The organism is Litchfieldia alkalitelluris (assembly GCF_002153425.1).
Classification (GTDB): Bacteria; Bacillota; Bacilli; order Bacillales; family Salisediminibacteriaceae; genus Evansella; species Evansella alkalicola.
Window position 1 is genome coordinate 3315562 of sequence record NZ_KZ119600.1, and the last position, 21546, is coordinate 3337107.

General features: G+C 37.8%; 18 protein-coding genes. 3 read left to right on the top strand and 15 right to left on the bottom strand.

Annotation, left to right across the window (positions count from 1 at the left end; all coding sequences use genetic code 11):
• Positions 1 to 153: 153 nt before the first annotated feature.
• The 7 genes from pnpS to BW724_RS16060 form a co-directional block, all read right to left on the bottom strand.
• Positions 154 to 1953: a two-component system histidine kinase PnpS gene (pnpS, locus tag BW724_RS16030; RefSeq protein ID WP_088076185.1), complete on the bottom strand. Its 1800-nt coding sequence runs from the start codon at positions 1951 to 1953 to the stop codon at positions 154 to 156.
• On the bottom strand, positions 1946 to 2662 hold the full coding sequence (locus BW724_RS16035; protein ID WP_088076186.1) for a response regulator transcription factor: 717 nt from the start codon (positions 2660 to 2662) through the stop codon (positions 1946 to 1948). Before BW724_RS16035 ends, pnpS begins: the two co-directional genes overlap by 8 nt.
• Positions 2663 to 3105: 443 nt before the next feature.
• Positions 3106 to 3585 (bottom strand): hotdog family protein, encoded by a 480-nt coding sequence (locus tag BW724_RS16040; protein WP_088076187.1) that lies wholly within the window; start codon positions 3583 to 3585, stop codon positions 3106 to 3108.
• 85 nt (positions 3586 to 3670) lie between these two features.
• Positions 3671 to 4609 carry a malate dehydrogenase gene (gene mdh / locus BW724_RS16045; protein WP_088076188.1) on the bottom strand — a complete coding sequence of 313 codons (939 nt, stop codon included), beginning with the start codon at positions 4607 to 4609 and terminating at the stop codon, positions 3671 to 3673.
• Between the two features lie 50 nt (positions 4610 to 4659).
• Entirely contained in the window at positions 4660 to 5925 is a 1266-nt protein-coding gene (gene icd / locus BW724_RS16050) for an NADP-dependent isocitrate dehydrogenase (RefSeq protein WP_088076189.1), read from the bottom strand.
• 84 nt (positions 5926 to 6009) lie between these two features.
• Positions 6010 to 7125, bottom strand: coding sequence for a citrate synthase (gene citZ / locus BW724_RS16055; protein WP_088076190.1), 1116 nt, complete (start codon positions 7123 to 7125; stop codon positions 6010 to 6012).
• 311 nt (positions 7126 to 7436) lie between these two features.
• The gene (locus tag BW724_RS16060) at positions 7437 to 7910 is read right to left on the bottom strand and encodes a DUF441 domain-containing protein (RefSeq protein ID WP_088076191.1); all 474 of its coding nucleotides are present in this window, start codon (positions 7908 to 7910) and stop codon (positions 7437 to 7439) included.
• A 161-nt stretch (positions 7911 to 8071) separates the two neighbouring features.
• Between BW724_RS16060 and ytvI the strand changes: the two genes are divergently transcribed.
• Positions 8072 to 9190 (top strand): sporulation integral membrane protein YtvI, encoded by a 1119-nt coding sequence (gene ytvI, locus BW724_RS16065; protein ID WP_088076192.1) that lies wholly within the window; start codon positions 8072 to 8074, stop codon positions 9188 to 9190.
• Between the two features lie 36 nt (positions 9191 to 9226).
• On the opposite strand, the gene BW724_RS16070 is transcribed toward ytvI, so the two are convergent.
• The 8 genes from BW724_RS16070 to dnaE form a co-directional block, all read right to left on the bottom strand.
• Positions 9227 to 9628 (bottom strand): FxsA family protein, encoded by a 402-nt coding sequence (locus tag BW724_RS16070; RefSeq protein ID WP_088076193.1) that lies wholly within the window; start codon positions 9626 to 9628, stop codon positions 9227 to 9229.
• 172 nt (positions 9629 to 9800) lie between these two features.
• Entirely contained in the window at positions 9801 to 11555 is a 1755-nt protein-coding gene (pyk, locus tag BW724_RS16075) for a pyruvate kinase (protein ID WP_088076194.1), read from the bottom strand.
• A gap of 197 nt (positions 11556 to 11752) precedes the next feature.
• A complete protein-coding gene (gene pfkA / locus BW724_RS16080) occupies positions 11753 to 12712 on the bottom strand; it encodes a 6-phosphofructokinase (protein ID WP_088076195.1) in 960 nt (319 codons plus the stop codon).
• 126 nt (positions 12713 to 12838) lie between these two features.
• Positions 12839 to 13816 (bottom strand): acetyl-CoA carboxylase carboxyl transferase subunit alpha, encoded by a 978-nt coding sequence (accA, locus tag BW724_RS16085; RefSeq protein ID WP_088076196.1) that lies wholly within the window; start codon positions 13814 to 13816, stop codon positions 12839 to 12841.
• Between the two features lie 3 nt (positions 13817 to 13819).
• Entirely contained in the window at positions 13820 to 14677 is an 858-nt protein-coding gene (gene accD, locus BW724_RS16090) for an acetyl-CoA carboxylase, carboxyltransferase subunit beta (protein ID WP_088076197.1), read from the bottom strand.
• Positions 14678 to 14930: 253 nt separating this feature from the next.
• Positions 14931 to 15593 (bottom strand): FadR/GntR family transcriptional regulator, encoded by a 663-nt coding sequence (locus BW724_RS16095; protein WP_088076198.1) that lies wholly within the window; start codon positions 15591 to 15593, stop codon positions 14931 to 14933.
• Between the two features lie 124 nt (positions 15594 to 15717).
• On the bottom strand, positions 15718 to 16926 hold the full coding sequence (locus BW724_RS16100) for an NADP-dependent malic enzyme (protein WP_088077981.1): 1209 nt from the start codon (positions 16924 to 16926) through the stop codon (positions 15718 to 15720).
• A gap of 112 nt (positions 16927 to 17038) precedes the next feature.
• Entirely contained in the window at positions 17039 to 20437 is a 3399-nt protein-coding gene (gene dnaE / locus BW724_RS16105; RefSeq protein ID WP_176371437.1) for a DNA polymerase III subunit alpha, read from the bottom strand.
• 175 nt (positions 20438 to 20612) lie between these two features.
• Here dnaE and BW724_RS16110 point away from each other — a divergent pair, with 175 nt between their 5' ends.
• Both BW724_RS16110 and ytrI read left to right on the top strand, forming a co-directional pair.
• Positions 20613 to 20945, top strand: coding sequence for a sporulation membrane protein YtrH (locus BW724_RS16110; protein WP_088076200.1), 333 nt, complete (start codon positions 20613 to 20615; stop codon positions 20943 to 20945).
• On the top strand, positions 20942 to 21448 hold the full coding sequence (gene ytrI, locus BW724_RS16115; protein ID WP_088076201.1) for a sporulation membrane protein YtrI: 507 nt from the start codon (positions 20942 to 20944) through the stop codon (positions 21446 to 21448). The genes BW724_RS16110 and ytrI overlap by 4 nt, the downstream gene beginning before the upstream one ends.
• Positions 21449 to 21546 lie beyond the last annotated feature (98 nt).

The window sequence follows — 21546 nt, forward strand, 5'->3', positions numbered from 1 at the left end:
CTCGCTATGATTAATAACCTTATTTTATCATGAATATGTTCTTGTACAAATTGAGACCTTCTTTGCCCCCATAAACGTAATTAGAATTGCTTCAGATTTACTTTCCAAGGGACATAGAATTGTCGGGGACCAGGTCCCCGACAATTTTGTGAATTAATCTATTTGGTCTTCATTTTCTTTATTGTCTTCATACCTCTCTTTTCTAAACTCTAAACGGAATAGAGTACCTTTTCCTACTTCACTCTCTACAGTTACTTTTGCTTTATGTGCTTCTGACAGGTGCTTTACGATAGCTAGTCCTAACCCTGTTCCCCCAGAGTTCCTACTTCTCGCCCTGTCAACCCTATAAAACCTTTCGAAGAGACGTGGAAGCTCCTTTTTACTAATACCAATGCCCGTGTCCTCTACTTCAAGGATGACTGTCTCAGTTTCCTCTAATAGCCTTACTGTAATTTCGCCGTCCTCCGGAGTATAACTGACTGCGTTATTTACGATATTAATGATAACTTGCTTTAAACGGTAAGGGTCCCCTTCGATTGTAGTATTGCCATTCACTTCAAATTCTAATGAAACATTCTTTTGAAGTGCTTTTTCTTCTAACATAACAAGAACTTCATCTACAATGCTTTCTAACTTCAGTTTTTGCCAACGAAGCTGAAATTGCTCGCCTTCAATCTTGGATAACTCTAATAAGTCATGGATAAGACTTTCTAGTCTTTCTGATTCCTTTGCAATAATCGTTAAAAACTTGAGGCGTAGCTCCTCATCATCCATTGCTCCTCCGAGAAGTGTTTCAGTAAATCCTTTTAAAGATGTAACAGGGGTCTTTAATTCATGAGATACATTAGCAACAAAATCCTTACGGGTCTGTTCCAGTTTTTTTAGCTCTGTAATATCATGGAAAACTAATACTATACCCTTAAGCTGGTGATCATTTCCAATAATTGGAGCGCCATGGACGTCAAAATGCCGTATTTCAAGCTTTATCGGCAATGTTAGATGTCTTCTCTTTCGATTTTCCGTAAGTAATATTTCCTGGATTAACTTAATTATTTCTTTATGGTTAATGACCTGATAATATAGCTTGTTTAGCCATTTGTCTGTATCCTCTTGGAAAATATCCTTGCAGGAGCGGTTTAAAAGCGTAATATCTCCTTTAGCATTAATTAAAATTAATCCACTGCCCATATTTTCTATTAATGTTTCGAGACGTTCTTGCTGCACTTCATACGTAGTTGTGATACGATCCAAGTTTTCTGCAAGAACATTCAGTGATTGATTTAATTGACCTGTTTCCAAGTTACTTCCTTCAAAAGATCTAGCAGAAAAGTTCCCCTTTGCTAATTCATTCGCTACTTTCCGCGCTTCTTCAATTGGTGCTACTAGTTGATTGGCTATTTTGGTAGCAAAGACTACGATAATAATGAATGCTAGAAAGAATCCTACAAAAATAACGGTCCAAATATCTTGATAGACATCATTCAGCTCTTCAACGGGCATACCTAGTCGAAGGATACCTATTGTTTCTCCATTTTGCGAAAATGGTACAGCATAATACAATAATTCTGTATGAATGGTGCTGCTATATCTTATTTCTTGTCCAGCTCCAGACTCTATAGCTCCCGTTACTTCAGGCCTGCCTAGATGATTTTCCATGGACAAGGGATCACTATGAGTTTCGGCAATTACTTCTCCTTCTAAGTTTAAAAGGGTAATGCGAATATCTAGTTTTTCTGCAATATCCACGATACGACCTTGCAATATATCTTGTGAATACATATCCAAGTTTTCTAAGTAAAATGCAACTGCATCCGTTTCTTTAGCAACACGATCTGTCATTCTTTCAAAGTAAAATTCCTTAAATAATGGTCCCAAAATGGCACCCAAACTAGCAAGCACTAATAAAATGATAAGTGCAAGGGGGAAGATTAATCTCGTTCTGTAACTATGCATTTTCTTGAGGGGCCTCCAATTTATACCCTAATCCTCTGATCGTTTTAATGTATACAGGTTTTTTCGTATTAGGTTCTATCTTATCTCTCAGGTGACTAACATGTACGTCTACAATTCTAGTGTCCCCTACAAACTCGTAGTTCCATACAGCATTTAATAATTGGTCCCTTGCAAGAGCTCTACCTTTATGATTAGCTAAGTACAGTAATAGCTCAAATTCTTTTGGCGTAAGCTCCAATGGTTTACCTTTTAAGAAAACTTCATAGTTCTCAGGGTATATATCAACATCACCAATAGTTATTTTTACTTCTTTATTTTCTATAACTTGATCTTCTACACGAGAGCGTGTCCTTCTTAAAATGGCCCTTACCCTTGCAACTACTTCCCTAGGACTAAATGGTTTTGTTAAATAATCATCTGCTCCTAACTCCAATCCTAAAACTTTATCAAACTCATCGTCCTTGGCAGTAAGCATAAAAATAGGTGTAGTAACTTTATTTTCCCTTAGTCGTTTGCATACTTCCAAACCATCCATCTCAGGCAACATGAGGTCTAGTAAAATTAAATCAAAGGGGTTATTTAATCCTTTTTCGAGTGCATCCTTTCCATTTGATGCTGTAGTAACTATGAACCCTTCCTTCTCAAGGTTAAATTGTAACAATGTAATGATAGATTCTTCATCATCTACTACTAAAACATGCTGTGACATTTCTTCTCCTCCTCGTCAATAGAGCAAGCTATTTATCTTTAGGCTAGCCTGAAATTTTAGTTAATCTATTGCCATTTTCCAACAATTCACTCGCTTTCACGTAAGGTACAAATTCCACATCTGCTCATACTTTGCAGTGTCTTCTTTGCTGTGAGACAAACCGCAGAGCCTCATCGATACATGTCCGCAGGAGTCTCGAAGATTGTTGTTCATGGCAGCTGTAAAAATCAACATCATGGTTTAACAGTGCCTATCTGTATAATATACCTCTGAATTTAGGATTATTGAAAAAAATGATGGTGTACTCATTTTCTTATATCTTACTATATTTTAAGAATTAGAAAAATGGGTGAAAAATTAAAAAGAGTCAAAAAACACACACTTAGTAGAGTGTTTTTGACTCTCGGTTAATGTTTTGTAAATTTTTCGTAAATTTACATTTACTAAAAATTTTCAAAGGTACCTGCATCATACGTAATTGGTTTCCATGGATAAGGAGGACATACTTCCACCGCTCCATCTAGTACGATATCTTCTAAATCATCCTTCCCTATCACATTTAGATAGATCGTATGACCCTTATCATCAATACTAGAAATTTCTATATTTAAATGGAGTGTTCCATAATGATATAACGGCTTTGGATAAGAAAATGTCACTTTCTTAATAACACTACCTGGTCCTGGTAAGTACATAGATATCACAGATGACACAAAGCCATTCATCATAATCTGCGGAACAATCGGTTTTTCATATGGGGTACGGGAAGCATAATCATGCTGAATATATACAGGGTTAGCATCATCAGTAAATCCTAGGTATAAGAGAATATCTTTATCCTCCACCTCTTTAGTGATTTCTATTTTGTCTCCCACTTTTAATTCGTCAATTGTCTTACCAATTTTCCGCTTTTTTGTAAACAATCAAAGTCCTCCTCCTTTAGGTAAGCGTTTACATTCATTGTATGAAGAAATCCGGTTTTTCAACCGGATTTCTTAAAGATTTATATTAGTCTATAAGCTTCATAACCGTTTTGACCGAATCCACTGACTTTTGTAATGCAGCTTTTTCATCATCATTTAATTCGAGCTCTAGAACTTTTTCTATTCCGTCTCCACCTAAGATAGTAGGGACTCCTAAATATAAATCTTCATAGCCATATTCTCCTTCGAGATAGGCGATGGATGGAAGAATGCGTTTTTTATCCTTAATGATAGCTTCTACCATTTGAACGATAGAGGCAGATGGTGCATAGTAAGCACTTCCCGTACCTAGTAGGTTAACTATCTCTCCCCCACCTTTTCGAGTTCGCTCTACGATTGCATCTAGGCGATCTTGAGGGATAAGCTTCTCTACTGGAATTCCACCTGCATAGGAATACCTAAGCATTGGCACCATATCATCTCCATGACCACCGAGAACAAATCCAGAAACATCTTCTACAGACACATTAAGCTCCTGTGCTACAAATGTTCTAAATCTAGCAGTGTCAAGTACACCCGATTGTCCTATTACCCTATTTTTAGGGAAACCAGATTCTTTAAATACAGAATATGTCATCGCATCAACCGGATTAGTTAATACTATGATATAACAATCAGGAGAGTATTTCACAATTTCCTTTGTAACTTGCTTCATAATATTGGCATTAGTACTGACTAAGTCATCACGGCTCATTCCCGGCTTTCTAGGAATTCCTGCTGTAATGACAACGATATCTGACCCTTCTGTATCTTGATAGTCAGAAGTACCTACGATGTTGGAGTCAAAACCTTGGACTGGACTTGCTTCAAGCATATCGAGAGCTTTACCTTTTGTTGGATCTTCCATTTTGGGGATATCTACTAAAACTACATCACCTAATTCTTTTTGTGCCACCATCAATGCTGTAGTCGTACCTGTAAAACCTCCACCAACCACGGTAATTTTCTTCCTTCTAATAGCCATCGTCCTATCTCCCTTCGCAAACCAAATATTTTTAAAGCATCTATTATGACTTATAAATTTTTGATTAGTTCATCAGCGAATTCAGAGCACTTAACTTCTGTAGCACCATCCATTAGGCGTGCGAAGTCATAAGTGACAACTTTGCTACCAATTGTTTTATCCATTGAGTTTTCAACAAGGTCAGCTGCTTCTGTCCAACCTAAATGACGAAGCATTAACACACCAGAAAGTAAAACAGATGAAGGGTTAACTTTATCTAAACCAGCATACTTAGGTGCTGTCCCGTGAGTAGCCTCGAAAATTGCATGTCCAGTATCATAGTTGATATTGGCACCTGGTGCAATTCCAATTCCACCGACTTGAGCAGCTAATGCATCTGAGATATAATCTCCGTTTAAGTTCATCGTAGCAACCACATCAAATTCTTTTGGTCGGGTTAGGATTTGCTGTAAGAAAATATCTGCAATCGAATCTTTAACGATGATTTTGCCTTCAGCTTCCGCTTTTGATTGCGCTTCGTTTGCAGCATCTCTTCCTTTTTCTTCTACGATCTTATCGTATTCAGCCCAAGTAAATACTTTATCACCGTATTCCTTCTCAGCTAATTCATACCCCCAATTTTTGAAGGCTCCTTCAGTAAATTTCATAATATTCCCTTTATGTACAAGGGTTACACTCTTTTTCCCGTGCTCAATTGCATATTCAATAGCTGCTCGTACTAAACGGTGAGTTCCTTCTTCAGAAACTGGTTTAATACCAATTCCAGATGTTTCTGGAAAACGAATTTTAGTAGCACCCATTTCATTTTGTAAGAAGTCAATAAGTTTCTTCACTTCATCAGTGCCTTGTTGGTACTCAATACCAGCATAAATATCTTCAGAGTTTTCACGAAAAATCACCATATCCGTATCTTCTGGACGCTTAACAGGTGATGGAACACCTTCAAACCATCTTACTGGTCGAAGACATGTATAAAGATCTAGCTCTTGGCGAAGAGCAACATTCAAAGAGCGAATCCCTCCACCAATTGGTGTAGTTAAAGGTCCTTTGATTCCGATAATATATTCGCGAATAGTATCAAGAGTTTCTGCTGGAAGCCATTCACCAGTTTGATTATAAGCTTTCTCACCAGCTAGTACCTCTTTCCACTCGATACCTTTTTCCCCACTATAAGCCTTATCTACTGCAGCTTCTAAAACACGTGAAGCTGCTTTCCAAATATCCGGTCCAATTCCATCTCCTTCAATAAAAGGAATAATCGGATGATTTGGTACGTTTAATTCACCATTTTGTACTGTAATTTTTTGTCCTGCCATGTTAATAAAAACCTCCTAATAAAATTCTTGTATGATTACAGTAGGAAAGGGAGTCTCCTCCCTTTCTACGGTATAACTTATCTATTATCTGTTATCTAATGGTACCCATTTTTGTCTTTCAGGACCAGTATATTCAGCCCTTGGACGAATGAGGCGGTTATTTTCATATTGTTCTAGAATATGTGCAATCCACCCTGATACTCGGCTCACTGCAAAAATTGGTGTGAATAAATCATGTTCAATACCTAAGCTGTGATAAACAGAGGCAGAATAGAAATCAACATTTGGCAATAATCCTTTTTCATTCGTTACAATATCATCTATTTTTACGCTCATGTCATACCATTTCGGCTCACCAGTAATACCTGTAAGCTGTCTTGACATTTCTTTTAGATGCTTTGCACGTGGATCTCCATTTTTATATACTCGATGACCAAAGCCCATAATTTTTACTTTTCGGCTTAATGCATCTTTTATATAAGATTCGGCCTTATCAACTTCCCCAATTTCTGACAACATCTTCATTACTCTTTCATTTGCACCACCATGAAGTGGTCCCTTTAGGGCACCGATAGCAGATACTATGCCAGAATACATATCAGATAAAGTGGCAACGCAAACACGCGCTGTAAAGGTTGATGCATTTAATTCATGGTCAGCATGCAAAACTAATGCTTTATCAAGAGCCTCTACTGAAATTTCATCAGGCTCTTCTCCATTTAACATGTAAAGGAAGTTTGCAGCATATCCAAGGTCACCCCTTGGAGCCAATGGTTCCTTACCTTGGCGAATTCTTGCAAACCCAGTAACAATTGTTGAAATTTGAGCTTGAAGCTTTAATGCCTTCTTACGGTTTGAAGATTCACCCATATCATCAGCTTCTGCATCAAATAAAGCTAACTGTGAGATGGCAGTTCTTAGTGCAGCCATTGGATGCACCTTACTGATTGGGTAGGATTTCATTTGTTCAAAGATTTCTTTTGGAACTTCCGCATATTCCCCTAACTCTTTTTTAAAGGTACTAAGCTCTTCCCTATTTGGAAGGCGATGATTCCACAGTAAGTATACTACCTCTTCAAAACTCGCATGTTCAGCTAAATCATCGATGTTGTATCCATGATAAGTTAACACTCCATCAATGATTGAGCTGACTCCTGATGTGGTTGCAACAACACCTTCTAGTCCTTTTGTTGTACTCATACCTACCTCTCCTTTACAAAAAAATTAAAGGGGTATTCTATATCTTTTACCCCCAAACAGCTTAGCTTGTAAGAAACTTTGCTAAAATACTTTCCTGAGAACGTGTTCTTTTCTGCACATACTCGATAAAACGTAAGCGGTTACGAAAGATTAACTCAGGGTAAAGCAAGTTAACCTATGTATTTGTATTCATTTACAACTTATTATACCATTTTTCACATTTTTGTGAAATTTATTTTTCTTAAACAACCAAAAATTTAGACTTATGAAAGAATTTAAATTTGTTAGAATATTAAATTTAGCAATACTATTTATCCACCTAATGAACTAAAAAAATCTACTATTTTCATAGCAGTATACGCAATTCCAGCACCTATTAAAGGGCCTACTGCTACTCCATTAAAAACAGCTACTGCAAGAATTGTACCAAACACTAATGCAACAGTAATGTGAGGATCGGTTTTTAAAAGGTCAATACCACTTGCTGCAATGACAGCTACAAAAACACCGGATAACATCGCAATCCATGCGTACGATGACTTTAGAGCCTGCTGCAAATCCTTAAATCCAATATCGCCTGTAACTATTGGAACTAGGACTGCGATTGTAATGATCGTCACACCTATACTAATCCCCTTTTGTTGCAAGTATGGGAAAACCTTTTCCCCTACTCCTATCCATTTAACTGCTAGCAAAAAACTGACTGCAATGATTAATGATTGATTTTTTGCAAATATACCAATCATTAAAAGTATGATCATAAACAACGTTGGTCCAGTAAACAAGCAATTCACTCCTCAGATGAATCTTTATTATTTTAACATAACAGTATATTTATTATAAAACGATTCGCTCAAACAAAGCATGACCCTATTAAGAGATTTAGCATATTTTCAGATTACTCTCATATTCTGTACAAGGAAGCTTGTCTCTAGGGGGAACACCTATGCAAAATACAACTGGCTATCAACGCCTCATTCGATTACTAACCGTTTTATTCTGGGTAATAGCTATTATTGGCTTTTCCTATGTTTTAATTGTTTATTTATATCCCTTCTTTATAGGGTTGATCATATCTTTTATTTTCATTCCTGCTGTGAATTTTATTGAGAAAAATTTCGGTTGGGGGAGGACATCAGCTGTCTTTTCTGTCATCCTAGCTTTTATCGTGATATTTACTGCGGTCATCTCGTTATTAGTAGTTGAGATTGTGGCAGGTCTAAGTTATTTAACGAAGGAACTCCCGCATTATATACAAGATGCATTTGAAAAAATACACCAATGGTTTGACTCTGTTATTATTCCAATTTATGAAGGAGCCCTCGCACTCACTTCTCAATTAAATACGGAACAGCAGACTACCATTCATCAATCAATTGAAAGACTTTTAGGAGATATAAGTGTTCGGTTAGGCAATATCGTACAAAACTTACTAAACGGCTTGGCCGACTTCTTATTATCACTCCCAAACACCGTAACAGTTCTCTTTTTTGCTCTTTTAGGAGCCTTCTTTATAACTAAGGATTGGCCAGTCATGATTCAATGGATAGAGCAAAGGACTCCTAAAAAAGTTAAAATACTAGTAAATAAAATGATAAAGCAGTGGAAGCATGCCATTGTTGGTTATGCCCTAGCTCAACTCACCCTAGTATCCATTACGGGCATAATCGTTTATATTGGATTATTAATAATTGGTGTTGAATACGCCATTACAACTGCATTACTTATTGCAATTGTGGACCTATTACCGTATTTAGGTACAGGCCTAGTTTTTATACCATGGATTATTTATGCTTTTGTATCGGGACATTGGCCCCTAACCATTGGTTTAGCCATTTTATATGCTGTTGTTATCATTCAAAGGCAACTGGCTGAACCAAAGGTTATGTCCAAACATATGGGTATTCCAACACTCGCGCTCTTGATCACTTTATTTTCCTGCTATCAATTTTTTGGTATTTTTGGCTTGTTGATCGGACCTGCAATCCTTGTCTTCATCTTATCGATTATTAAAGCAGGTGTAATTGAGGAAGTTATAGGATATGTAAAAGGTTCACCTCGATAAAAGAAAATGCGCCAAGAAGCTTCTGCTTCGGCGCATTTACCATTTACGATTTGTATAGAAGATGACATTCCCAGACTGGATACGCTTTTCAAAAATACGTCTTAAAAACCCTTTAAATATAGCCCTTGTCTGCGGGATTAATAAGAAAAACCCTATGGCATCTGTTAGGAATCCTGGTGTTAATAACACAACTCCACCAACTAATATACAAATCCCATCAAGTAAAACACTACTTGGAACTTGACCTTGTGAGGCTTGTAATTGGGCTGTACGGATCGCATTTAACCCCTCTTTTTTCGCCAAAGCTGCACCTAAAATTCCCGTTAAAATAATGAGAAGAATTGTAGCTGGAATTCCTATATAATTACCTGCTAAAACTAAAACACCAATTTCCAAAGCTGGAACTATAATTAATAATAAAAAGAAAATACGGCCCATCACAATTCTTTCCCTTCTACATGTAAAATAATGCACTTCTTCATTATAAGGGATGTTTTATTAGATCACAAAATGCAACATAAAAAAGGTGGAACAAAGTAGTGTTTAAGTGAAGTTGAATGAACGATAACTTCAATTTTTCTACAATGTTCCAACCTATATATATACTCTATTACAGTACTCTAGCTTGTCCTTTATAGATGTTACCGTGGCTACCATCAACGGTAATTTCTTCCCCATCAACAAGAATGCTAGTCGCTTTATCAACACCTACAATTACTGGAATACCTAAGCTAAGCCCAACAACTGCAGCATGGGAAGTAAGACCACCTTGCTCAGTGATAACAGCACTTGCTTTTTCAAAAGCGGCCATCATGTCACGGTCAGTGCTTGTAGTTACTAAAATGTCACCCTCGTTAACCTTTTCTAATGCCTCTGCAGCTGTTTTTGCAATAACTACTTTACCAGTTGCTGATTTTCTTCCTAAACCTTGTCCTTTCGCTGCAACTTCACCTACAACATGTACTTTCATAATGTTTGTAGTACCTGTTTCGTTAATTGGTACACCAGCAGTAATGACAACTAAGTCACCGCGTTTTACAAGGCCTGATTTTAATCCCCCATCAATCGATTGTTGTAGCATTTCATCTGTTGTATTCGCTTTTTCTCCTAATTGTGGATACACTCCCCAAGAAAGAGCTAAAGAACGACATACACGCTCGCTGCTCGTAATGGCAACGATAGCAGATTGTGGACGATATTTAGAGACCATTTTCGCAGTATATCCGCTTTCTGTAGCAGTTACAATTGCTGCTGCACTTAAGTTTAATGCAGTATGGGATACTGATTGGCTAATTGCATCCGTAATTGTATGTTCACTCTCTTTTGATCTTTTGCGAAGGATATCATCATATTTTAATGCTGTTTCTGTTTTCAATGCGATATTGCTCATAGTTTGAACAGATTCTACCGGATAATTACCAGCAGCTGTTTCTCCAGAAAGCATAATTGCATCTGTACCATCAAAGATAGCATTCGCTACGTCACTAGCTTCAGCACGAGTAGGACGTGGGTTGCGCTGCATCGAGTCAAGCATTTGTGTAGCAGTAATGACTGGCTTTCCTAATTTGTTACATTTTTTAATGAGCTCTTTTTGAACTAAAGGTACATCTTCAGCTGGAATTTCTACCCCAAGGTCTCCACGGGCAACCATAAGGCCGTCAGATACTTCAAGAATTTCATCAATATTATCTACACCCTCTTGGTTTTCAATCTTAGGGATGATTTGAATGTGCCCAGCACCATGCTTTTCTAATAGTTCACGGATTTCAAGTACATCACTTGCACGACGCACAAAAGATGCTGCAATGTAATCTACATCTTGTTCAATACCAAATACGATATCGTTTGCATCCTTTTCTGTAATACCAGGAAGTTGAACACTTACACCAGGAACGTTAACACCTTTTTTATTTTTTAAAGTCCCACTATTAACAACTTTCGTAGTAAGTTCATCTTTTCCTACTTCTGTTACTTTTAGTTCGATAAGTCCGTCATCAAGAAGAATCGTAGAACCAACTTGAACATCTTCTACTAATCGAGGGTATGTGATAGAGAACTTCTCCGCAGTCCCTACAACTTCAGTCATAGAGATTTTTACAGTTGTTCCTTGTACTAATTCCACTGCCCCACCTTCAACCGTTTGAGTACGGATTTCAGGGCCTTTTGTATCTAATAAGATTGCAACAGTTTTTCCTAGTTCTTTTGCAGCTGAGCGAATGTTTTTAATTCTCGCACCATGCTCTTCGTAATCACCATGGGAAAAGTTAAGGCGTGAAACATTCATACCTGCTTTCATTAAATCTGTTAACTGTTCAATACTCTCACTTGCTGGTCCAATCGTACATACAATTTTAGTTTTTCTCACTTCTTTATCCTCCTCAAAATACTTTCCATACTATAATCTATATTTTACTATTCTTCAAAATCCCATACAAAAGCCAGGACAAAACGTTACGTGTCCTAGCTCTTCTGGAAAAGCGCTGTTCATTTCATGAATCATAACCAATTCAAGCATAATCAACACGTGAAGAAAAAGTTTACATCCGTTTAAAGCTTATTATTTTAAATAGATAACTCTTTAGACAATTGGTACATTTGTTCATCAACAGAATGTTTTTTGGCTAAAGCTTCATCAATGCTATGATACACAAGCTGATTTTTCTCAATACCAACCATTTTTCCTGCTTCACCACTTATTAGAAGTTCCACAGCATAAGCGCCTAATCGACTCGCAAGAACACGGTCAGATGCTGTTGGTGAGCCACCACGTTGAATATGTCCTAGTACTGTTACCCTTGTCTCAAAGTTCGTTTTATCTTGTATTTCTTTACCAATATCAACGCCTGAACCTACACCTTCTGCAACAACAATAATACTGTGCTTCTTCCCACGTTCCCGTCCTCGCTTGAGTCGGGCAATAATCTCTTCCATGTTATACTCTGATTCAGGTATAAGTATTGTCTCTGCCCCATCTGCAAGACCAGACCACAAAGCAATATCACCAGCATCGCGCCCCATTACCTCTATTACATAGGTACGCTCGTGGGATGTTGCCGTATCACGTATTTTATCAATTGCATCGATAACAGTATTTAAAGCTGTATCAAAGCCGATAGTGAAGTCAGTCCCTGAAATATCATTATCAATTGTTCCCGGAACCCCTATCGTAGGGAAGCCATGTTCTGTTAATTTCTTTGCTCCTTGAAAGGAACCATCTCCCCCAATGACAACGAGGGCATCTATTCCAAATTTCTTTAACTGTTCAATACCTTTAAGTTGTCCGTCTAGCGTCTTAAACTCCTCACATCGCGCAGTATATAGCATTGTACCTCCACGATGTATAATATCACCTACCGAACCAATTTCAAGCTTTTTTATGTCACCATTGATTAATCCAGCATAACCATAATAAATTCCAAATACTTCAAGATTATGATAGATCGCTTTTCGAACCACAGATCGAATAGCTGCATTCATTCCTGGAGAATCTCCACCACTAGTTAAAATCCCGATGCGTTTCACAGAACTCACCTCTTATATACAACTATGTATTTTAATATGTGTTTAAAATACCATTTTCATTTATTAAAAACAATAGACATTCCGTGTCATTTAAAAAGCTTTCCCGTTTTCGGGAAAGCAAACTCCTTATTCCACAGGTGTGACATCGCTTACATGGTTATATTCTCCAATATTTTTAAATTTTTCGTAACGTTTTTGAACAAGGGTAATTCCGTCGAAATCCCTTAGAACTTGTAAGGACTTTTCTAAATATTCTCTTATTTCTCCAGCTTGTTTATCCACATCACGATGGGCTCCTCCCCTTATTTCAGGGATGACGCCATCGATTAATCCAAGCTCAAATAAATCTGGAGCAGTGATTTTCATCGTTTCTGCTGCACGCTTTGCCTGTGAAGAGTCTTTCCAAAGTAATGCTGCAGCCCCTTCAGGAGAGATAACTGAGTAAGTGGAATTTTCTAGCATATAAATGTGGTCACCTACACCTAAAGCTAAGGCTCCACCACTGCCCCCTTCACCAATAACAATACATATAATAGGAACTTTTAGACCTGCCATTTCTATTAAGTTTCTTGCTATGGCTTCACTTTGGCCCCGCTCTTCGGACTCAATCCCAGGATCCGCTCCTTTTGTGTCTATAAAACATATAACAGGCCTCTTAAATTTTTCAGCTTGCTTCATCAAACGAAGGGCCTTGCGGTAACCTTCTGGATGAGGCATACCAAAATTTCTTTTTATATTCTCTTTCGTTGCTTTGCCACGTTGGTGTCCAATAATGGTCACAGGCTTCCCTTGAAATCTCCCTATTCCACCTACTATCGCTTTATCATCACCATACAAACGATCACCATGGAATTCTAGGAAGTCTGTAAATAGCCTATCAATGTAATCAAGTGAAGTAGGACGTTTACTATGTCTAGCAATTTGGACTCTTTCCCAAGGATTTAAATTCCCATATATATCCTTTTCCAGTTGTTCTAATCGTCCTTCAAGTTTTTCAATTTCACCAGACAAATCTATCCCCTTTTCCGTAGTAAAGGTCTTTAACTCAGCTATTTTATTTTTCAACTCAATGATAGGTTTTTCAAAAGGTAGTTGATCAACCATCGATTATTCCTCCCCATTGGGATAATGAAGTGCTAAAATAGTCCCTAAAGTCTCTTTTAGATTATGACGTGATACAACCTGATCCAATTGACCATGTTCTAGTAAAAATTCAGCTGTTTGGAAATCATCCGGAAGCTTCTGTCTAATCGTTTGTTCAATAATCCTTCGTCCTGCAAAACCAATCAGAGCACCTGGTTCTGCAATATTAATATCTCCAAGAGAAGCAAAACTCGCCGATACTCCACCAGTTGTCGGATGAGTCAACACGCTAATAAAAAGCAATCCTTTTTCATGTAACTGATTTAAAGCAGCGCTAGTTTTTGCCATCTGCATTAAGCTAAAGACACCTTCCTGCATACGAGCACCACCTGATGCTGCAAACATAATAAAAGGCTTGTCTCCTTCAATAGCCCTTTCAATAGCTCTAGTTATTTTTTCACCTACGACTGAACCCATACTTCCCATTCTAAACCTAGCATCCATTACACCAATGACAGTCGGTATACCATTAATAGTACCTTCACCAGTAACTACGGCCTCATTTAATTTCGTCTTTTCTCGGTCTTGAGCCGATTTTTCTAGATAAGATGGGAATTCGAGTGGGTCCTTTGCAATCATATCAGCATCAAACTCCTGGAAGCTACCTGGATCAAGGGTGAGCTCAAGTCGTTCATAACTAGATAACCGATGATGATAGTCACAACCTTCGCACACTAAATTATTTTTCTTCAATTCTTTAATGTACATAATAGTTTTACACTGTGGGCATTTAGTCATCAAACCCTCCGGAACTTCTTGTTTTGCCTGCTCAGAAGGTATAGTTGCATACTTTTTCTTTTTTGAAAATATGTCCCTTAACACGATCTCACCTCTCTATTTGAAAAAAATATGTAAATGAAAGAAGAAAAGCACAAGCGCCTTTGGACACGATAGAAGTCCCCCGCGGCTAATAGGAGCTAGAGCTAAACATGAATTTGCTGAGCTTTTTTCATTCATATCTCTTAAATTAGTTCACAATATAAAGAATATAAATATAATTCCCTATTTTGCATCATACACTTTTATTAACTCATATTCAAGGCTACTATTAGTACTAGGTACTAACAAATTGTTCTTAAAATCGACTGTTTTCGAGGTGTTTCTTCAATGTTACAACAGCCTCGTCCTCGTTTTTTCTCCCTATCGCCTCTAAAATAGCACGATGTTCTTCAATAGAATTCTCAGTTCTCCCTCTACGAGCAAGGGATTCCCGGATAGCATATTTACTATAACTTACTAATGGACGCCAAATATTCAGTAATAGTCTATTATGACTTGATTCTACAAGTGTTTCATGAAATAAATAATCTTCTTCAACCGGTAAAATTCCATCAGACCATTTTTCCTCTGATTGTTTAATGAATGATTCAAGCTTTTCTAAGTGATCTTTAGAAGCCCTATTACAGGCAAGACGAACGGATTCTATTTCTATTATTTTTCTTGTTTCTTTCACATCTTGCCTTGCTTGGCTGTCCCGAAGGAAAAAACCAGCAAGTACCTCAGCAAGCCTATGACCACCAGACTCTTGTATAAAAGTACCTTCCCCTTTTTTAGTCTTAATTAAATCCAATAGTTCTAGGGCACGTAAGGCCTCCCGGACCGAAGATCTTCCTACTCCTAAACGTTCTGCTAATTCCCGTTCTGAAGGTAATTTATCTCCTGGAACTAGCTGATCATGAGTGATGATTTGGTCTATTTCATTAAGTATATTGACGTAAACTTTATTTTTTGTATTCATTTTAAAGCTTTATCCTCCTAGTAAGAACAGCCCGGACTAGTCGATGCTTAGTGCACCAACCAAATAGAAAGGAGTATAGAGGATCGGATAGCATAAATCCTTCATCTATACCCCCAGCAATCTATTAGTTATCATCAATCATCGTTAATTCCCTCGTCCGTTTTTCCACTTCATCAGGATTAACCTTTTTCCTTGCTACACCAGTTTCCATCGCGGCCTTGGCAACACTTTTTGCGACTGCTGGGGCAACCCTAGGATCAAAAGGTCCTGGAATGACGTAATCAGCGCTTAAATCTTCTTCTGCGACTAGCCCAGCAATTGCGTTTACTGCTGCAATTTTCATTTCCTCATTTATATGAGTGGCGTAAACATCTAACGCACCTCTGAAAATTCCAGGAAAGGCAAGAACATTGTTCACTTGGTTAGGAAAGTCTGACCTTCCTGTTCCAATCACACTTGCACCAGCAGCTTTTGCATCTTCTGGCATCACTTCAGGAACTGGATTAGCCATTGCAAAAATAATAGGATCTGTGTTCATCGTCTGAATCATTTCCTTTGTCAAGGCACCCGCTACTGATACACCTACAAAAACATCTGTTCCTTCAATAACATCTCCTAAGCTACCTTCTTTTTTCTCTCGATTAGTTACTTGTGCTAGTTCATGTTTTAAGTCATTCATTCCATGGGTACGGCCTTCGAAGATAGCACCTTTAGAATCACATAATATAAAGTCTTTACAACCCATACTTTTTAATAGTTTTATAATAGCAATCCCTGCTGCACCAGCACCATTAACAACCACTTTAATTTCCTGCATGGATTTCCCTGTAATTTTGAGGGCATTTAGTAAACCTGCAGCTGTAACAATTGCAGTACCATGCTGATCGTCATGGAAAACTGGAATATTCATTTCCTTCTTGAGGCGCTCCTCGATTTCAAAACACTTAGGAGCCGCGATGTCTTCCAAGTTTATGCCTCCAAAAGTAGGCTCCATCAATTTCACTGTTTCTACAATCTTATCCACGTCATTTGTATTTAAACAAATAGGAAAAGCATCTACTCCAGCAAATGATTTAAATAATACTGCCTTCCCTTCCATTACAGGCATTGCAGCTTCAGGGCCAATATTACCTAAGCCCAACACGGCTGTACCATCAGAAACAACCCCAACCATATTACCTTTTACAGTGTATTCATATACAGTTTGAGGGTCTTCAAAAATCTCTTTACAAGGTTCAGCAACACCTGGTGAATAAGCTAACGACAAATCTTGTGCATTACGGACCATAACTTTCGCTTTTGTTTCAATTTTACCTTTTTTTAACCGATGCATATGTAATGCTTCTTCTCGTAATGTCGCCACTTTCCCACTCTCCCTTTTTCTGCATTTCCAAGGTGGTCTGACCACTTCGGAACATTACCATTATAACAAAATATTATTATAGTTACACCCTTTGTTGTTTTAGAAAAACATTTTTTTTACTTAACAATCCTTGTATTTTTAATAATACTGCTTCTTCTATCGATACATTCCACATTTCAGAAAGGTGAATTGCTTTTCCAGTTCTTTCATAATATAAAATTACTCTAATGGAACCTGGGTTTTCTTGAATAATATTCTTCAACTTATTCAAATCACCATTTTTTTCCTGAAGCGCACTAATTTTCAGGTAAAGTTTAGGTTCAGATTTTTCTTTCTTTTTCCCTTTTAAGCTTTCCATTGTCGTACACTTCTCTAAGATAAGTTTCCTTTCTCCTTGGTGGTCTTGAATCTTCCCTTCAATAAACAGGAGAGCCCCCTTTTGTAGCTTCAAGCGGTAGTTCTCGAAGTGCGAAGGGAAAATCGTTATATCCATGTCCCCTGTCTCGTCTGACACAGTTGCAAAGGCCATTTGCTGCTTCTTTTTCGTTTGAATAACCTTTAGTTCTTCTAACATTCCAGCAATACGTACCATCTTGTTCCCATCTACCATATTTTTCACATCTAGTATCGTTGATCTATTATAGTCTTCAACAAAGGATAAGTCGGGCTCTATCGGATGGCCTGATGCGTAAAAACCTAATACTTGTCTTTCAAAATTTAATTGATCTTTTTCCGATAAAGGTGGTACATCAATATAATCAGGTTCCGTTTCTTCCTCAAAAAATAATTCTGTTTGTGTCCCACTTATACGTTCAAAGGCTTTTTCTCCATACTCCATTGCCATCTCAACACTTGCTAGTAGCTGGGCACGGTCCTTGTGTAAGTCATCTAATGCTCCTGCTACGATAAGTGCATCAATCGCTCGTTTCGGCAAAGTTTTTGCTGGTATTCTCGCACAAAGGTCAAAGAGACTTTCAAAGGGTTTAATCCGCCGCTCTGAGATAATTTCCTTAACTGCTTGCATTCCTACATTCTTAATTGGGAGTAACCCCATAATGATGACACCATCTCTGGATATAAAAGCCGCTTCACTTTTTAATATAGATGGAGGGAGTACAGTAATTCCTTGTCTTCTAGCCTCTGCTACATATTCCCCAAGCTTGTCTTGATGGTGTGTTGCACTATTCATAAGTGCACATAAAAATTCAAGGGGATAATTAGCTTTTAAGTAAGCTAAATAATAAGCAATTACGCTATACGCCACGGCATGACTTCTATTAAATCCATAATCTGCGAATCGCTGGATCAAATAGTAGACCTTGTCCGCGTCTTCTATTGAATAGCCTTTTTTCACTGCTCCTGTAACAAACTGCTCTTTCACCTGTTCCAAAACGTCCCGCTTTTTCTTCCCTACAGCACGTCTTAGTATATCTGCTTCCCCAAGGGAAAAACCAGCCATCTTTGAAGCAATTTGCATGATTTGTTCTTGGTAAATTAGAACACCGTATGTTGGCTCCAATATCTCCTTTAGGGAGGAGTGTGGATAGGAGACAGCTTCTTTTCCATGCTTTCTATTTATATAAAGGGGTATGTTTTCCATCGGGCCTGGTCGGTATAAAGCATTCACCGCAACTATATCTTCAAATTCCGTCGGCTTTAAGCGGCGGAGCACTGTCTTCATACCTGAGGATTCTAACTGGAATACTCCACTTGTTTCTCCTTTACCAAGTAATTGAAATGTCCTATCATCGTCGAACGGGATCTCCTGTAGCTCGACTGTCTTATTTTGTGATTTACTTATCATTTGAAGAATATTATTGATAAAACTTAAATTTCGTAAACCAAGGAAGTCCATTTTTAAGAGACCGAGATCCTCTAAATCTCCCATAGGATATTGTGTTAAGGACAAGCCCTCATTCCCTTCCTGTAAAGGGACAGTATGTGTAAGAGGTGATTTGCTCATGACAATCCCTGCAGCGTGGACAGAAGAATGCCTTGGAAGCCCTTCTACATGGTCGGCTATTTTAAATAATTCTTTAAGGTTGTCATCACTCTTGATCATTTCTCTTAAGTCTGGTGATTCTTCTATAGCAGCTTTAAGTTTTATATTTGGTCTTGACGGAATTTTCTTTGTAATCCTATCAATAACAGTAAGATCAATATCTAATACACGGCCAACATCTCGAATTGCAGCTTTAGCAGCAAGGGTTCCAAAGGTAATAATTTGCGCAACATGATTTTTCCCATATTTGCCCTTTACATATTGAATCACCTCGTCTCTCCGATCGTCAGGAAAGTCAATATCAATATCGGGCATGGAAACACGTTCAGGATTTAAAAACCTTTCAAATAATAACCCGAAATAAATAGGATCAACATCAGTAATCTTTAATACATAGGCGACGATGGACCCTGCCGCTGACCCACGACCTGGTCCTGTCAAAATTCCATTATCATGTGCATATTTCATAAAATCAGCAACAATTAAGAAATAATCATTGTACCCCATCTGATTTATTACATCTAATTCATAATCTAATCGATCCCACACAGTTTGGTTTGGATTTGTATATCGGCCATACACCCCCTCCACACACTGGTCCCGAAGATATTGAACAGCATCCTTATCATTCGGAACTGGGAAATGGGGAAGAATTGGATTACCAAATTCAAGTTCCACATGGCACCGTTCAGCAATATGAAGCGTATTTTCAAACGCCCCCTGCCATGACTGAAATAATTCTTTCATCTCATGTTCTGTTTTTAAATAAAACTCTGGGGATGACACATTTGTAGGAAGATCATTTAGCTTTTCTCCTAATCGGATTGCTTGAATAGTCTTATGTGCGTCCCTTTGCTCTGGACGGGTAAATTGGACATGGTTGGAGACAACAAAATGTATATCACCAGTCCCCTTTGCCCATTCACTCATTTTCAATAACCGCTCCCTTTCCTCGGGACGCCAATGATTTTGTATTTCTACAAATACATTTTCCTTACCAAAGGTTTGCTGGAACCACTCGAAATGGCTTGTAGCTTGATGGAGAGTACGGGCATCTAAAAGTCTCCCAATCGTCCCATTTTCAAATGGAATGATTAAGATTACTCCTTCTTTATGTTCTGAAAGCTCACGGGATGTGATGAAGGGGCCTTCTCTCCCTTGCTTCTCATGTGCTTTTGATGTCAGAGTAATAAGAGACCTGTATCCTTCATTATTTTCTGCTAGCAAAACAATCCTATCAACCTGTTTACTATCAGGGCTATCTTCAATAGAAAAGCCTAATTCCACACCAATAATTGGTTTTATATCATTCTTTAAACACGACTTATAAAATGGAATAACCCCATACATGGCATCAATATCAGTAATCGCCAGTGCCGGACTTCCATGCTTTTTCGCCTCAGTAACTAGCTCACTAATTTTCCCTGCACTTCTTAACAAACTGTATTCACTATGGACATGTAGATGAACAAATGCCACTTTAAGTTCCCCCTTTTGGAGAAATAATAATTTATCCTTTATTTACTCTATTGTACTCCCATTGTAACGCAAACGTCTGTTCTTTTCACGAATGTTAACTATTTTTAGAATAAATTGTAGGTGTTGTCCATAAAAATGTACAAAGAGGTGTTGGGAAAAGGGGGTTACATACATCATGGACAGAGACTTTTTAGCAACATTAGTTATTGATTACTTTGTAGCATTCGGAGTAATTATTGGTGGAACCATACTTGGTGGGATCGGAGCATATTTAATTGGTAAGCCTCCCCTTTCAGTTATGCATGATCTTGCTTCTAGTTTAAAAATATGGGCACTAGTAGCTGCGATTGGAGGAACCTTTGATGCCATCTCCAGTTTAGAGCGTGGTATATTTGAAGGGACGCATGCTGATATTTTTAAAACAATAATGATGATCTTCATTGCCCTTTGTGGTGCTCATACTGGCACACTCCTAGTTCAATGGATTACCCAAGAGGGGATAAAATGAGGATACCTCCATTATACCGCGAAAAATCGTGGCAGCGTTTTTTTGCAGGGGTTTTCATAGGATTGTTGTTTGGCTGGGTCTTCTTTATTTATCATTTTGGTATGGTCCATGAAAAATTAATACTAGAATTAAACGAGAGAAAGAGCATTATAGAAAAACACGAAAAAACGATTGAAATACTTCAACAAGACCAAGAAGAACAATCCCAAGAAACTGCAGACAAACTAAAAGTTCAAGACATTGAAGTCACGTTAATAAATGTTGATGAAAGTAATTTAAGTGAAATGGCAATCCATGACCTTAGGGACAAAGTGGAAAGTGAGTTAGATAACATTAGGGGTATGCAAATTGACACCGTAGCAAACTCCATCGATTTATTGTACAAGGCCATTGAAAACAAAGTTTTTACTGTAGGTGACAGTAGATCATATCAATTAGTCATTCAAACATTAATATTACACAGAAATACAGAAATACACGTGAAAATTGAACCAGGTCCATAACTTTCATCTTTCATTCCGCTGACATTTTTCCTTAATTTAGGATATAATAAGATTATAAATAATCACTCTGCCGCACATCGCCATTAAAGCTATTTATC

Excerpts from the sequence above, each read along its gene's own strand:
- pnpS (WP_088076185.1), bottom strand. The coding sequence starts at position 1,953 with ATGCATAGTTACAGAACGAGATTAATCTTCCCCCTTGCACTTATCATT.
- BW724_RS16035 (WP_088076186.1), bottom strand. The coding sequence starts at position 2,662 with ATGTCACAGCATGTTTTAGTAGTAGATGATGAAGAATCTATCATTACA.
- mdh (WP_088076188.1), bottom strand. The coding sequence starts at position 4,609 with ATGGCTATTAGAAGGAAGAAAATTACCGTGGTTGGTGGAGGTTTTACA.
- icd (WP_088076189.1), bottom strand. The coding sequence starts at position 5,925 with ATGGCAGGACAAAAAATTACAGTACAAAATGGTGAATTAAACGTACCA.
- citZ (WP_088076190.1), bottom strand. The coding sequence starts at position 7,125 with ATGAGTACAACAAAAGGACTAGAAGGTGTTGTTGCAACCACATCAGGA.
- ytvI (WP_088076192.1), top strand. The coding sequence starts at position 8,072 with ATGCAAAATACAACTGGCTATCAACGCCTCATTCGATTACTAACCGTT.
- BW724_RS16070 (WP_088076193.1), bottom strand. The coding sequence starts at position 9,628 with ATGGGCCGTATTTTCTTTTTATTATTAATTATAGTTCCAGCTTTGGAA.
- accA (WP_088076196.1), bottom strand. The coding sequence starts at position 13,816 with ATGGTTGATCAACTACCTTTTGAAAAACCTATCATTGAGTTGAAAAAT.
- BW724_RS16095 (WP_088076198.1), bottom strand. The coding sequence starts at position 15,593 with ATGAATACAAAAAATAAAGTTTACGTCAATATACTTAATGAAATAGAC.
- BW724_RS16100 (WP_088077981.1), bottom strand. The coding sequence starts at position 16,926 with ATGCATCGGTTAAAAAAAGGTAAAATTGAAACAAAAGCGAAAGTTATG.
- BW724_RS16110 (WP_088076200.1), top strand. The coding sequence starts at position 20,613 with ATGGACAGAGACTTTTTAGCAACATTAGTTATTGATTACTTTGTAGCA.
- ytrI (WP_088076201.1), top strand. The coding sequence starts at position 20,942 with ATGAGGATACCTCCATTATACCGCGAAAAATCGTGGCAGCGTTTTTTT.